Origin of the sequence: Devosia indica (assembly GCF_003056405.1) — a bacterium.
Taxonomy (GTDB): domain Bacteria; phylum Pseudomonadota; class Alphaproteobacteria; order Rhizobiales; family Devosiaceae; genus Devosia; species Devosia indica.
Genome location: NZ_PYVZ01000001.1, coordinates 294,691 through 307,488 on the forward strand (window position 1 = coordinate 294,691; position 12,798 = coordinate 307,488).

The 12,798-nt window shown below is 62.8% G+C and carries 13 protein-coding genes, 1 pseudogene and 1 other annotated feature; of the genes and pseudogenes, 7 read left to right on the forward strand and 7 right to left on the reverse strand.

Going from position 1 to position 12,798, the window contains the following annotated elements:
* The first annotated feature begins 87 nt into the window (after window positions 1-87).
* The gene (locus DDE76_RS20000; RefSeq protein ID WP_198650794.1) at window positions 88-687 is read left to right on the forward strand and encodes an SDR family NAD(P)-dependent oxidoreductase; all 600 of its coding nucleotides are present in this window, start codon (window positions 88-90) and stop codon (window positions 685-687) included.
* A gap of 8 nt (window positions 688-695) precedes the next feature.
* Entirely contained in the window at window positions 696-965 is a 270-nt protein-coding gene (locus DDE76_RS20005) for an SDR family NAD(P)-dependent oxidoreductase (protein ID WP_198650795.1), read from the forward strand.
* 34 nt (window positions 966-999) lie between these two features.
* On the opposite strand, the gene DDE76_RS01470 is transcribed toward DDE76_RS20005, so the two are convergent.
* On the reverse strand, window positions 1,000-1,977 hold the full coding sequence (locus tag DDE76_RS01470; protein WP_104892466.1) for a GlxA family transcriptional regulator: 978 nt from the start codon (window positions 1,975-1,977) through the stop codon (window positions 1,000-1,002).
* 118 nt (window positions 1,978-2,095) lie between these two features.
* Between DDE76_RS01470 and DDE76_RS01475 the strand changes: the two genes are divergently transcribed.
* Entirely contained in the window at window positions 2,096-2,926 is an 831-nt protein-coding gene (locus tag DDE76_RS01475; protein WP_198650796.1) for an alpha/beta fold hydrolase, read from the forward strand.
* 509 nt (window positions 2,927-3,435) lie between these two features.
* Here DDE76_RS01475 and DDE76_RS01480 read toward each other — a convergent pair.
* A complete protein-coding gene (locus tag DDE76_RS01480; protein WP_157955617.1) occupies window positions 3,436-4,788 on the reverse strand; it encodes an ATP-binding protein in 1,353 nt (450 codons plus the stop codon).
* A 67-nt stretch (window positions 4,789-4,855) separates the two neighbouring features.
* The gene (locus tag DDE76_RS01485; protein WP_104892468.1) at window positions 4,856-5,635 is read right to left on the reverse strand and encodes a response regulator; all 780 of its coding nucleotides are present in this window, start codon (window positions 5,633-5,635) and stop codon (window positions 4,856-4,858) included.
* A gap of 252 nt (window positions 5,636-5,887) precedes the next feature.
* On the opposite strand from DDE76_RS01485, the gene DDE76_RS01490 reads away from it, so the two are divergent.
* The 3 genes from DDE76_RS01490 (at window position 5,888) to DDE76_RS01500 (ending at window position 7,471) form a co-directional block, all read left to right on the forward strand.
* A complete protein-coding gene (locus DDE76_RS01490; RefSeq protein WP_104892469.1) occupies window positions 5,888-6,520 on the forward strand; it encodes a hypothetical protein in 633 nt (210 codons plus the stop codon).
* 40 nt (window positions 6,521-6,560) lie between these two features.
* Complete coding sequence (locus DDE76_RS01495) at window positions 6,561-6,878, forward strand: EF-hand domain-containing protein (RefSeq protein WP_157955618.1); 318 nt, start codon at window positions 6,561-6,563, stop codon at window positions 6,876-6,878.
* A gap of 230 nt (window positions 6,879-7,108) precedes the next feature.
* The gene (locus tag DDE76_RS01500; RefSeq protein WP_104892471.1) at window positions 7,109-7,471 is read left to right on the forward strand and encodes a hypothetical protein; all 363 of its coding nucleotides are present in this window, start codon (window positions 7,109-7,111) and stop codon (window positions 7,469-7,471) included.
* A 184-nt stretch (window positions 7,472-7,655) separates the two neighbouring features.
* On the opposite strand, the gene DDE76_RS01505 is transcribed toward DDE76_RS01500, so the two are convergent.
* The 4 genes and pseudogenes from DDE76_RS01505 to DDE76_RS01520 all read right to left on the reverse strand — a co-directional run bounded on the left by DDE76_RS01505 (window position 7,656) and on the right by DDE76_RS01520 (window position 11,839).
* Window positions 7,656-8,927, reverse strand: a complete 1,272-nt coding sequence (locus tag DDE76_RS01505; protein WP_198650797.1) for an MFS transporter — start codon at window positions 8,925-8,927, stop codon at window positions 7,656-7,658.
* Window positions 8,928-9,090: 163 nt separating this feature from the next.
* A pseudogene (locus tag DDE76_RS01510) lies at window positions 9,091-9,393 on the reverse strand (TraR/DksA family transcriptional regulator); the annotation flags it as partial.
* Between the two features lie 88 nt (window positions 9,394-9,481).
* A complete protein-coding gene (locus DDE76_RS01515; RefSeq protein WP_104892473.1) occupies window positions 9,482-10,336 on the reverse strand; it encodes a universal stress protein in 855 nt (284 codons plus the stop codon).
* 15 nt (window positions 10,337-10,351) lie between these two features.
* Window positions 10,352-11,839 (reverse strand): SulP family inorganic anion transporter, encoded by a 1,488-nt coding sequence (locus DDE76_RS01520; RefSeq protein WP_210200310.1) that lies wholly within the window; start codon window positions 11,837-11,839, stop codon window positions 10,352-10,354.
* A gap of 230 nt (window positions 11,840-12,069) precedes the next feature.
* Window positions 12,070-12,122: a sequence feature (sul1 is cis-regulatory element that is thought to sense ions involved in sulfur or methionine metabolism; They are found in Alphaproteobacteria), on the reverse strand.
* Window positions 12,123-12,313: 191 nt separating this feature from the next.
* On the opposite strand from DDE76_RS01520, the gene DDE76_RS01525 reads away from it, so the two are divergent.
* Window positions 12,314-12,781 carry a DUF3237 domain-containing protein gene (locus DDE76_RS01525; RefSeq protein ID WP_245891759.1) on the forward strand — a complete coding sequence of 156 codons (468 nt, stop codon included), beginning with the start codon at window positions 12,314-12,316 and terminating at the stop codon, window positions 12,779-12,781.
* The last annotated feature ends 17 nt before the right edge of the window (window positions 12,782-12,798 follow it).

Consider the following 12,798-nt stretch of genomic DNA (forward strand, 5'->3'; position numbering starts at 1 on the left):
ATGGCCCCGCCCTCATATGGGACGGACCAGACAATGCCAGCGACCTTGCACACGCGGCTAATCCATATGTTGACGGAGTCCCCGCTTATGGCCGATTTTCTCAACCTCACCGACAAACGCGTGCTCATCACATCAGGCACGCGGGGCGCGGGTGCCGCCACGGTGGCGCTGTTTCGCGAACTGGGTGCGCGCGTCCTGACGACCGCCCGAACCAACGCCGGCGCATTGCCTGAGGACATGTTTGTTGCAGCCGATATGACCACGGCGCGGCGGTTCATTGCAGAAGGCGCACAGGTCGTGATTGCCGATGTCAGGCGCGCTGAGGCTGACGCGCTGGCCGCTGAGCTTGGCCGCAATGCCATGGCCGTCGTTCTGGACGTGCGTTCGCCTAAGCAATGGGCAGAGGCGGTTCGGGCATCGGAAAACACCTTCGGCGCGCTCGATATCCTGGTCAACAATGCCGGGATTGCCGATCCGGCCCCGCTGAAGAACTGGGACACCCAGCGCCTGCAACATATCCTGGATGTGAACCCAATCGGGGTTTTCAACGGCATCCAGGCTGTCGTTCCGGCCATGAAGCGCGCCGGTGGCGGGTCGATCATCAATATCGGATCCGTCGGCGCCTTGCAGGGCGTGCCGATGATGTCGGGCTATGTTGTCGCCAAATGGGGGGGGCGCGTGGCCTGACGAAAACCGTGGCGCTGGAACTGGGGGTCGCCAATATTCGCGTCAATGCGGTTCATCCCGGCCAGACCCAGACGCCGATGACAGCCGATGTCACCTTCGACACCAGCGCGGTGGCCCTCGGGCGGGTCGGGCAGCCCGAGGACATTGCAAACGCCGTTCTGTTTTTCGCGTCTGATGACGCGCTCTTTGTCACTGGCGCCGAACTGGCGGTCGATGGCGACCAGAGCGCAGGCATTGCCAACTACGATGGCTTGCCAAAAAACAAAGTCAGTGGATGAACTCTCCCGCGTCGGTACCCCGTCCGAGGTCGGCTCAGGCGATGCCGAACCGGTCCCGGTAGGCACTGGGACCGATACCCGTAATGCGCTGGAACACCTTGCGAAAGGCCGCCGGGTCAGAATAGCCGACCTGCCAGGCAATCTGCTCGACCGGCTGCTTGGTTGCTTCCAACTGCTCGCGCGCCCTGGCGATCCGCACCTGCTGGGCGTATTCGGTTGGCCGCAAGGTCGTAGCCTTTCGAAACCGGCGCAAAAATGTCCTTTGCTCAAGTCCACTGATGGCGAGCAGGTCCGCCAGATCATGGGCCTGGGCCCCAGTGGCGTGGAGATGGTGCTGTGCCCGAAGCACCGCTTGATCGCCATGATCGAAGCGCGGATTGAACTGGGCGAAGGCGCTTTGCACCCGCCCGGGTGGATCGATGAGCAGAAAGCGGGCAGTCGCCAGCATGGTGGCGGGCCCCATCAGCTTGTCCACGAGCGTCAGGCCAAGATCGGCCCAGGCGAGAATGCCGCCCGCTGTCATCAGATCCCCATCGTCGATGACCATTCGTTCGACGGCCACCTCGACTTGAGGAAAACGATCGGCCAGGGCGTTGGCAAAGGCCCAGTGGGTAGTGGCACGCCGCCCGTTCATCAGCCCGGTTTCCGCCACCACGAAGGCACCGGCGCAGATCGAGCAAATCGTTGCGCCGGCGCGGTGCTGTTCCAAGAGCCAGGCCGAGGGTCGCTGCATCGACGCCATCTTGTCGGGCATGATGATGCTGGGCGGGGCGATGATATGCGAGAGGTGACGCGGCGTCCCGGGATGACTGTCCCAGGTGCAGTCGATGACGTCGCTCGCTTCGCCGCTCCAATGGGTCACGCGGATCGCCGGCTTCAGCCCGCCATCCATCGGCGCCGCCCACTCGCCGGCAATGCGGAACAAATCGGTCAGGCCATAGACAGCCGCAAGCTGGGCACCGGGATAGATGAGCAACCCCACCTCGGCAACAACTCCAGTGTCCTTGTTCATTTGTCCGTTTTGCCTCGATGAATGTCATTTTCGCCAAGCGCATGATGCCGTGTTGGCCGCCATTGTGTCCATATCAGAGGGCGGCGACGGGCTGCCCCAGCAGCGAAGGGATATCGCAATGAGCACGATCACCACCAGCGACGGCACCTCGATTTACTACAAGGACCTCGGCCCCAAGGACGCGCAACCCATCGTCTTCCACCATGGCTGGCCCCTCAGCTCGGACGACTGGGACAACCAGATGTTGTTCTTCCGCCTCAAGGGCTACCGGGTTATCGCTCACGACCGCCGCGGCCATGGCCGTTCCGATCAGACCGATACGGGCAATGAGATGGATACCTATGCCGCCGACGTCGCCGAACTGGCCCGAGCGCTCGACCTGCGGAACGCCGTTCATATCGGACACTCGACGGGCGGCGGCGAAGTGGCTCGCTATGCGGCTCGTGCCGAGCCCGGACGTGTGGGCAAGGCTGTGCTGATCGGGGCTGTGCCACCGATCATGCTGCAGACGGCTGCCAATCCCGACGGGCTGCCCATGGCGGTATTCGACGGTTTCCGGGCGGCACTACAGGCAAACCGGGCCCAGTTCTTCCGCGATGTTCCCGCCGGCCCCTTCTATGGATTCAATCGTGAGGGCGCGACCGTCAGCCAAGGGCTGATTGAGAATTGGTGGCGCCAGGGCATGATGGGCGGAGCCAAGGCTCACTACGACTGCATCACCGCCTTCTCGGAGACCGACTTCACCGAAGATCTCAAGGCTTTGAGCATTCCAGTGCTTTTGCTGCATGGCGAAGATGACCAGGTCGTGCCGATCGAAAACTCCGCCCACAAGGCGATCAAGCTTCTGCGCAACGGCTCGCTCAAAACCTATGCAGGCCTTTCGCATGGTCTATTTGCCACCCACCCCGACCTGATCAACGCCGATCTGCTGCGCTTCATCGAAGCCTAAGCGGACAGGGTGCAACTGCACCATCATCCCAGGTCTGACCGACAATCGGAGCTGGGAAATGGTGTATGCTCTCACCCGTCGAGTTCGAACGGCGACACCAAACCTAACCCCGAAGGGGTCTACAGAACGCGGGGCTATTCAGGGGCCAAAGCTGGCCATTCCGGCTTCGGCTCCAATTCTGCCGCGCAGTTACAGACAAGGGGACCACCGACGCGACCGAATTGCGACCTTGACCAGAGCTCGGCACCTGCAAATATGCCAAGGGTCCTGTTACAGCGCACCGTCACACTGGCGACCTGAGCCCTCAACTTTTTCAGACAGGATAATGACTTAGACGGAAAACGGGTTCGAATCCCGTTCTGTCAGCCATTTTGAGTTTATGACTATGTCATGGGCCCCAATCGGGGGCCCTTTTCTTTTTTGATTCAAAGGGCGTCGGCTGCACCATCCGCCCTTCGGAGCCCCGCGGCCTGACGCGGAACGGGTCTCGGAACGGCCAGAACCGCCGTTTATGCATCGCCGAGCGGCTCGTCCGGTGGAGAGACCGAAAGCGTGACACGGGCCCGAAACCCACCGTCATCGCGGTTGGAAAGGCTCAGCCCGCCACCGACCTGCTGCAGAAGGGCCTTTGCGATGGCGAGGCCGAGGCCCGCGCCGCCGGTATCCCGCGACCGCGAACCCTCGATCCGGGTGAAGGGACTGGTCATCTCGGCGACGAAATCGGCCGGGACGCCTGGACCTTTGTCGACGACATCAATAGCGACGGTTTCGGGGTCGAGAAGGGACACAGCGATGGATGCCGACCCGGCATAGCGAAGCGCATTGTCGACGAGATTGTTCAGCACGCGTGTGAGTTCCGGCGCAGCGATTTCGGCGGTGATTGCGGTCAGCGGAGTTTCGGCGTGGACGGCGTCGCCCACTTCCGCGCGACCAGCCACGAACTCGTCGAGCCATTGGGTCAAGTCGACACGGGTGAAGGCGAGCGTCCTGTGGGCTGCTTCGCCGAGCAACAGCGTATCGTCGATCAGCCGCGACATATCTTCGATGTCCTTGGCGATCTTTTCTCGCTGCACCGCATCCCCGATGAATTCGCTCCGCATCCTCAGTCGGGTCAGATAGGTCCTCAGGTCATGCGCAATCGCGGCCAGTGTCGTGGTCTGCTCGGTTATCGCGCGCGCGATCCTGGTCACCGCGAGATTGAGAGCCGATGCCAGCTCTCGCACCGGCCTTGGTCCGGTTTCCGGCAGCGGTTCGAGACGGGCAGCATTGTTTGCACTCTCCACGAAGGTCCGGGAGGCACGGGCGAGATGTTCGAGCGGGCGGGCATAGGACAGGCTCGCCCAGGTCATCAGCCCGATCAGGATGACACTCAGTATTCCGACGAAAAGGGTCACGCTGTACGATCCGACGAGACGCCGGTAATCTTCGCCACTGGAGATGGTGAGCCCTGTCCCGTCAGCCAGCCGCATCACGATGATGATGTCGTCCGATAGTTTTGCGCGGCGCAGGAGGCCTGGGCGCCCCTCACTCCGCTGGTAGACACTGAAGGGCCTGTCGCCCAAGACGGCCTGATACATGGAAATTACCGGGACAAAGACCGGAGCGGGATTCTCCACCGGCGGCGTGTCATCGAAACGTTCGCGCAACGAGAATTGCAGCAATGGTGAGTTGAGGGCTGCCAGCGCAAAGGGACGCGTCTCTGCGCCCAGCTCATCCATCAGGCGGGCGGCAGCGGCAGCCTGGCGGACCATAGGGGGCCCTGTGAGGCTGTTGTCGAAATCCGGCGCCGACCAGCTCATCGCGATGGCGAAGGTGATATTGACCAAGGCGAGCGTGAAGATCGTCAGAACGAGCGTTCGCAAGCCCAACCTGCTCACCGCGCTGAAGATTGCGGTCCATGTTCGCGGAGGATGGAAACCGAGCTTCATGTCATTGCCCTCCAGCGCGCATCCGCGTGACCAGAGCGGAAAAAAGGTAGCCTTCGTTGCGGATTGTTGTGATGAGGTCTGCGCCGCCATGCGCCGCCAACTTCCTGCGCAAGCGCGAAAGCTGGACATCGATGGCACGATCAAATGCCTCGGTGTCACGCCCCCTGGTCAGGTCCAGAAGCTGGTCGCGTGTCAGCACGCGACGCGGGCGCCGGGCGAATTCGGTCAGGAGCGCGAATTCTCCGGCGGAAAGCGGGGTCTGGGTTCCGGAGGGCGCCGCGAGGCGGCGACCATCAACGTCAAGAACCCACCCCTCGAACGCCAGCACCTCGCGCGGCTCGGGGTCAGGCGATGGCGCGATCGAAACCGGGAGCACGGCATCTGCCGAGCCAAGTGCACGCCTTCGTAGAATGGCGCGAATGCGCGCGACGAGCTCGCGCGGATTGAAGGGTTTCGCCAGATAGTCGTCGGCGCCGATCTCCAGCCCGATGATCCGGTCAATGTCCTCACCCTTGGCCGATAGCACGAGCACAGGAAGGCTTGGCGCGATCCGCCGACAGATCGACAGTCCATCCTCGCCCGGCATCATCAGGTCCAACACCACAAGCTCGGGCTCGAAAGCGCTCCTGCCTGCGTCGAAAGCGCGCCCGTCGACAAAGCCGCGCGGCGCGAATCCCTCGCGTTCGAGATAGGCAACGACCAGATCACGGATTTCATGGTCGTCCTCGACGACAGCGATGCGGATAGGCGTTTCTGCGACGGGACGCGTGGGTTCTGGCATGCCTTGGGATCTGTTCGTGGACTCGCTGGTGCCGACCGGGTTGCGGCAGGTGCATGCAACCCTGGTCAATCGTAGCGCAACTGTATTTCTCAGGCATTTCAGGTTGCAACATGCTGCAACAAGAAACAGCGCCCTCCTTGGAGTTTGAAACAACCCTGAAATCCGGAGGAAAAGAACCCCTGCAATCTTCCCTCCTGTTCAGACGCTTATGCCAGTCGGCAAGGCCATTCCAACGCAAGCAGGAGTAAACTCATGCAGACCCATTTCCAGAAGACGCGCCATGCCTTAGCGGCGAGCCCAGCAATCGCCCTGGTGGCCGGCGCGATCGCCTTGGTAGTCCTCCAGCCCGTTCCCGCCGAAGCGCAGGGGTTCGGTGTCCGCGCCGGAGCTGTCTCCGGCGAGAACGGTACCATTGCGGGCTCGCGCAGCGTCATGTCCAACGGCCAGGGTGGCGGCGCCGTCAGGCGTAATTTCGCGGTCGGCGACGGCCAGGGCAACGGGACTGCGTGGTCCGGGATTTGCGCAGCAAACATCAACGCCGCCGGGTGCAGCGGCCGGGCGGCGACCTGGTCAGCAGATGGCAGCTTCAGCGGCGTGGCAGGAACCGAGATCGCTGGTGACAATGGCTTCTTCAGCGGCAATCGCACCCTTGATCGAGACCCGGACGGAAGCTGGAGCGGCAGCAGCGCGGTCGAGGCGTCTGGCCAGAATGGCAGCTATAACGGGAGCGCCAGCTTCAACGATGGCACCTACTCGCGCGGAGCGGTGTATTCCGGTGCCGACGGTCAATCGGCGACTGTGGAGGGCACTTACGAAATCGGAAGCGGTGGCTCGCGGATCGTGACCTGCATCGATGCCAGCGGGGCGATGGTTGAGTGTCCCTGACGCGGAAAACACCGGGAAAGTCCCCAGACAAGAAAGGCCAATGACCATGAAACACACCAATCTCGGGCGTCTCGCCCTTGCCGCAGCAGTCATGCTGCCTGCTGCCGGGGCGTATGCCCAGGGTCCTTCGGAAGCCGCGCGCCAGCTCATGGCCGAGAACCTGAGCCAAGCCGACGCCAATTCGGACGGCGCCCTGAACCAGAGCGAATTCGTGATGCTTATCGATCTCAATGCGGCAGACAATCTTGGACGCGCCGCATTGATTGCCCGGACCGGTAATCAGGCAAGGGCCTTTGCGCATATCGACGCCAACGGTGACGGCCTTCTGACAGGGGCGGAGCTGCAGGCGATGGTCTAGCAGGCGCAGGGTTAGGCAGATCAATCGAACGCAGCGCAACCCGGCCCATCTGTCACGGCGCCGGTCAAGCCAACCACCGGGCCAAACGAGCGGGACGCAGCATGCGCAGGCGATGAGATGATGAGCAGGCGGGGCCCGATCCTATCCATCAAGCGGGTTGAACCCGGAACTGGACGCGGCCACCGCCGGCTCATCGACCTTCAAACTTTCAAGACTGAAAAGGGAAACAAATGGAACTTCAGAAAAAGACGCTGGTGATGCTTGGCGCCGTCATCGCTGTTCAGGCCGTGGATGCAGGACTGCACATCGCAATAAACGAGGTGGAAATGCTGCGGATCATGTCGAACGCCGTGCTCGTGATCGGCGTCTGCCTGGGCGTGTTCCTCGGCCAGACCTGGAGAATGGCGCTCTGGGCCGGGGCTGTCGGCTACATCGTTTTGAACCTCGTTTTCGTCGCCGTTTTCGGGCTTGAGAACCCGGTCACCGGCGTGAACCGCGCGCCGCTCTTTGCGTTCATGGCACTCAGTCTCTGGCTCACCTACCGAGTAGGGCGCTTGCGGGCGCAATCCCCATTATCGCCTTCTCTGACCTAATCTTGGCTGGATGCACTGGATTGCTGCCGCAACCCCGCAGGGCGGCTGGTCTGGGGGCGACAATATCGTCGGGCGAACCGAGGTGACGGGGGGACATCTGAAGGGCGGTTATCGCAATCGACAGTTTCAGGCGGGTCGACCACGCCGCCACGTCACCTCATCGGCCTCTGCAGCCCGCAGATCTTCAGGAAATGGTCGCCACCCGGCGAGACATGGCAGCTTGCAGGCCCAGATAGAGCAGCGAGCCGAGGACGCAATAGGCTGCATAACCGAAGGTCTGGACCGTGATGGGGGCACCTGTGTCAATCAGAAAGCCGGCAATGCCAGGGCCGAGCGCGGACGCGGCGACCAGGGCCGCCGTCACCAGCGAACGGACAGCTCCGATATGCGCCGTGCCGTAGATTTCGGCCCACAAGGCGCCGACCACCGGGTTGGTCATCCCCTGCGTCAGGCCGATGCAGATAAAGGCGATCGGCATGGACCATATTGGCGCCAAAGTGCCCAGGATCAGGCTTGCGACGGCCAGGGGCAGGAGCACGAAGGGCATCAGCCGCCAGGCGCCGAGCCGGTCGACGAGGAAGCCGGCGAAGATCGAGGATATCGCCACAGACAGCGACAGGAAGGGGAACATTGCGGTAAAGACCGTCAGGTCCCAGCCTTTTACCTCAGTCAGGTGCGCCTGGTGGAAGACATAGAGCGTCCCGACCGCCGGGGGCGCCATAATTCCGGGCAGCAGGAGATAGAACAGGGGATCGCGCAGCACGCGCGACCGGGTCCATTGCAGCCCGGTCGGCTTCAGCATGCCCGCGCCGTCGGGATTGGCGATGACCGGGCGCCCTTTGCGGCCTTCGGGCGGATCACGCAACAGGAACCAGATGGCCGGTATAACAAGCCCGACCAGCATGGCTGCTGCGCCGGCCCAGACATTGCGCCATCCAAAGGCCAGGATCGAAACGGTCAGGACAAAGGGCAGGACCGCATCGCCCAGGGTAAAGCCCAATCCGGCAAAGGACAGGGCCCGGCCCCGGAAGCGGTTGAACCAGCGTGACATGGTGGTCATGGCGACGTGGCTCAGCATGCCCTGGCCGAAAAAGCGCAACATTGCCAGCGCCAGCACCAGAATGGCGACATGGCCCGCGCCGGCCATGATCAGGGCCGTGGCAGCAAGGCCGAGCATGCAGATGATGGCAAGGCGCCGGGCCGGAAACTTGTCGGCCAGTATCCCCGCAAAGACCAGTACGCTGGCACTGGCCAGCGTGGCCAGCGTGTAGAAGCCGCCGAACTGGCCATGGGTCAGCCCGAATTCGGTTCGCAGCGCCGTGTTGAACTGGGCGATAAAATTGGTCTGCCCAGGCATTGTGGCCAGCGTCATCATGGCGCCACCGGCGATCCACTGCCACTGGCGGCCCGTCAGCTCGGAGAGGGGCGGAGACTTTGGCGGGGCAATGACGGACACGATATGACTTTCGCGGCAGAGCGCCGGCATGAACAGATTGATATGGAAAGGCGGCCGAGACTTCGGCCCGAGGCGGGTTGGACCAGCCTAGCACCGACCGGCGGGGCTACCCAGCATTCCTTTGCGCACAGGCAATGCAGAGTGTGGCGGCCGGGTCGATGTCGAGACGCTTGAGCGCAATGGGTTCGCCGCAATCAAGGCAGTCGCCGAACTCGCCGGTTTCCAGGCGCCGCAGCGCCATTTCCAGCGCGACCCTCCTGGCCTGGCGCCGCTGACTGGAGGCCTGCGCCAACGCCTGGCCCTGCATGGCGTCCATGCGGGACAGGCGACCAACACTCTGCTGGTCAAGTTGCACGGGCGCCCGATCGGATGCGGTGCCCTCGGCAAGGCGCTCCAGCTCCGCGAGTTCGTCGCGGATAAGAGCCTTGAAACGCGGCGCATCCTTCTGCTCGAACTGACTGGGCATGCGGTTCCCCTGGCGACGGAACAACTTTGGCACGGGGCTTAGCTTGGCGGCCGCCGTACGCAAAATGTGCGGCGGCCGGCCAGTCCTGTCAGCGGAACAGCATCACCGGGCGCTTTACCGAGCGGACCATTTCGGCTGTGGTGCTGCCGATGATGAAGCTGCGGATGCGCGAATGGCCATAGGCGCCCATCACCAGCAGGTCGATATGGTCGGCCTCGGCATGGCTGGCGATGATCTTTTCCGGCTCGCCTTCCTCGATATGGGTATGGATGGTGTAGCCGGCGCTGCGCAGCACATTGGCAGCCGTCTCGAGCTTGCCGCGGCTTTCCGGGGTATCCTTGCCAACCGTCACCATGTGGCCCTCAAGGCCCGGGAACAGCTTGCCGGTGGCGATGTGGTTGATCGCCTTCATCACGCTCGGGCCGCCATCGAAGGCGACAAGGAAGCGCTTGACCGGCTGGAAGGCGCGCGACGCCACCAGCACCGGCTTGGTGCTGGTCCGCACCACGCGTTCGAGGTTCGACCCCAGATGCAGCTTGGCAAAATCGGCCGCTTCGCCGCGCTTGCCGATCAGGATCAGGTCGGCGTCCTTTTCGAGTTCCTGGACGGCCTCAACCACGTCACCATTGCGCAACTTGCCAACCGCGCTCTCGACACCTGCCTCAAGCAGACGGCTGACGCCGGCATCGACGATCAGCCGCCCGCGCTGCTGGGCCAGCTTGGCGCGCTGGGCATCGTGTTCGGCCAGTTCGTTGAGCAGGCTCGTGCGGGCGCCCAGTTCCAGGCTGCCCGAAAGATCGGCCGGTGTGCTCGAGAGGTCGCGGCGGCCGATGACGTGCACGACGTCCACGCTGGCGCCAATGGTGGTGGCCACCCAGGCGGCGTGGTCGAGCACGCTCTGGGCATAGGTCGAGCCGTCGATGAAGGCGATGAGTTTTGCCATGTTGTCGTTCTCCTCCTAGTGCCCCATGAGGCGTTCGAGCGCCCCGGGCTTATCGTGAATACCCAGCCTGTCGACAATGGTCTCGCTGGCCTCGTTCATGCCCACCAGATTGACCTCGGCCCCCTCGCGGCGGAATTTGAGGACGATCATGTCGAGCGCCTGCACGCTGGAGATGTCCCAGATATGGGCGTGGGTGACATCGATGGTGACCTTTTCGAGGCTCTCCTTGAAGTCGAAAGCGGCGTTGAAATCCTCCACCGAAGCGAAGAACACCTGGCCCTCGACCGTATAGGTCCGCTCGCGCCCGTCGGCCGAAAGTTCCGAGGTGATGCGGAAGATCTGCGATATCTTCCAGGCAAAGAAGATGCCCGAGAGCAGGACGCCGATCAGCACGCCGATGGCCAGGTTGTGGGTGTAAATCACCGTCACCACCGTGGCGATCATCACGATCGAGGAGCTGCGCGGATGAATGGCCAGGTTCTTGATCGAGCTCCAGGAGAAGGTGCCGATCGAGACCATGATCATGATGGCGACCAAGGCGGGCATGGGAATCCGGCTGACCAGATCGCCCAGCACCAGGATCAGGAACAGCAGGAAGATCCCGGCACAGAAGGTCGAAAGCCTTCCGCGGCCGCCCGATTTCACATTGATGATCGACTGGCCGATCATGGCGCAGCCAGCCATGCCGCCGATGAAGCCGGTGGCGGTATTGGCGATGCCCTGGCCGATACATTCCTGGTTGCGGTCGCTCTTGGTGTCGGTCAACTCGTCCACGATCTGCGCCGTCATCAGCGACTCGAGCAGCCCCACCACGGCCACTGCGGCCGAATAGGGCAGGATGATCATCAGGGTTTCGAAATTGAGCGGGATCTGCGGGATGAGGAACACTGGCAGCGTATCGGGCAGCGCGCCCATGTCGCCCACCGTGCGGACATCAAGGCCCAGCGCCAGCGACAAGGCGGTCAACACCACGATGCAGACCAGCGGCGAGGGGATGACCTTGGTGATGCGCGGGAAGAGATAGATAATGGCAAGGCCGCCAGCGACCATCACATAGGTCAGCCAGGTGACATTGGTCAGCTCGGGAAGCTGGGCCATGAAGATGAGAATGGCCAAAGCGTTGACGAAGCCGGTCATCACCGATTTCGAGACGAAGCGCATGACATAGCCGAGCTTGAGAAAGCCCGCGCCAATCTGCAGCAAACCAGCCAGCACCGTCGCGGCAAGAAGGTATTCAAGGCCGTGATCCCTGACCAGGGTGACCATCAGCACAGCGGTTGCTGCCGTCGCCGCCGAGATCATGCCGGGGCGGCCGCCGACAAAGGCGATCAGCACGGCGATCGAGAAGGAGGCGTAGAGCCCCACCTTGGGGTCGACGCCGGCGATAATGGAAAAGGCAATGGCTTCAGGGATCAGCGCGAGGGCAACGACGAGTCCGGCGAGGATGTCGGCGCGGATATTGCCGAACCATTCGGCGCGCATGCGGGGAAGAAAATCTTGCATCTGGGGTCCATCTGTGGAGTGCCGCTGTCAGAAGGCTTCTGGCGGCTGTCGCGACACAGGGATGTCCTGAAGAAAGCGTGGCCGGCGGCGGCAATGCCCGTTGCGGGCCCTACGAAACGCGGTCGTCTGCGCGTGAAATGGCATGGAAATCAAAGACCATGCCCGAGGCAGTCTGACCGGCAGCCGAACGCTTCAGGCGCTCCGTTGCATCGATGTTCAAACGATCTGGTAGGTGACCGGGGGATAGGCGCCCGGAGAAGCCACCCGCAGGCGCGGGTCCGACGACGTTATGTGAATGCCCTAGATGGGCCGGGCGTGCAAGGCATATCAGGCATGTGCCTGGCGCATGCCTGATATGCGGCAAGGTGCGCGTCCAGCGCCGTTTCTCCTGATGCGCCCGGGCGGCTTGGCATCGGCGTTCTGGCATGACACATCTTGGGCCGCGATTTGCCATGCCGACCAAGGACAAGAAACGTGCCCCTGTTGCCCGCGCCGACGCTCACGCATTTCTGTACGCTGGAGGTGGCGCTGTCCAAGCCGATGGTGATCGGCGATGTGCACGGGGCCAGCAAGAGGGTCATTCCCATTCGCGGCGGCACGGTTTCGGGGCCGGGCATTTCCGGCACCATTCTCGATTTCGGCGCCGACTGGCAGCGCGTGTTCGACAATGGGGTGGCTGCGCTCGATGCGCGCTATGCTTTCGAGACCGATGATGGGGCGCTGATCGAAATCGAGAATTTCGGCTTTCGCCACGGGCCACCCGAAATTCTGGCCAAACTGGCCGCCGGGGAGGTCTGCCCGCCCGAGAGCTATTACATGCGCACCGCGGCACGCCTGAGCACAGGGCATCCTAAATATGACTGGATCAACCGGACCATGTTCGTGGGCACCGGCGCGCGCCTCCAGAGCGCGGTGCAGATCGAGCTTTACGCCGTCGGCTGACGCCGGGCATTGGACAA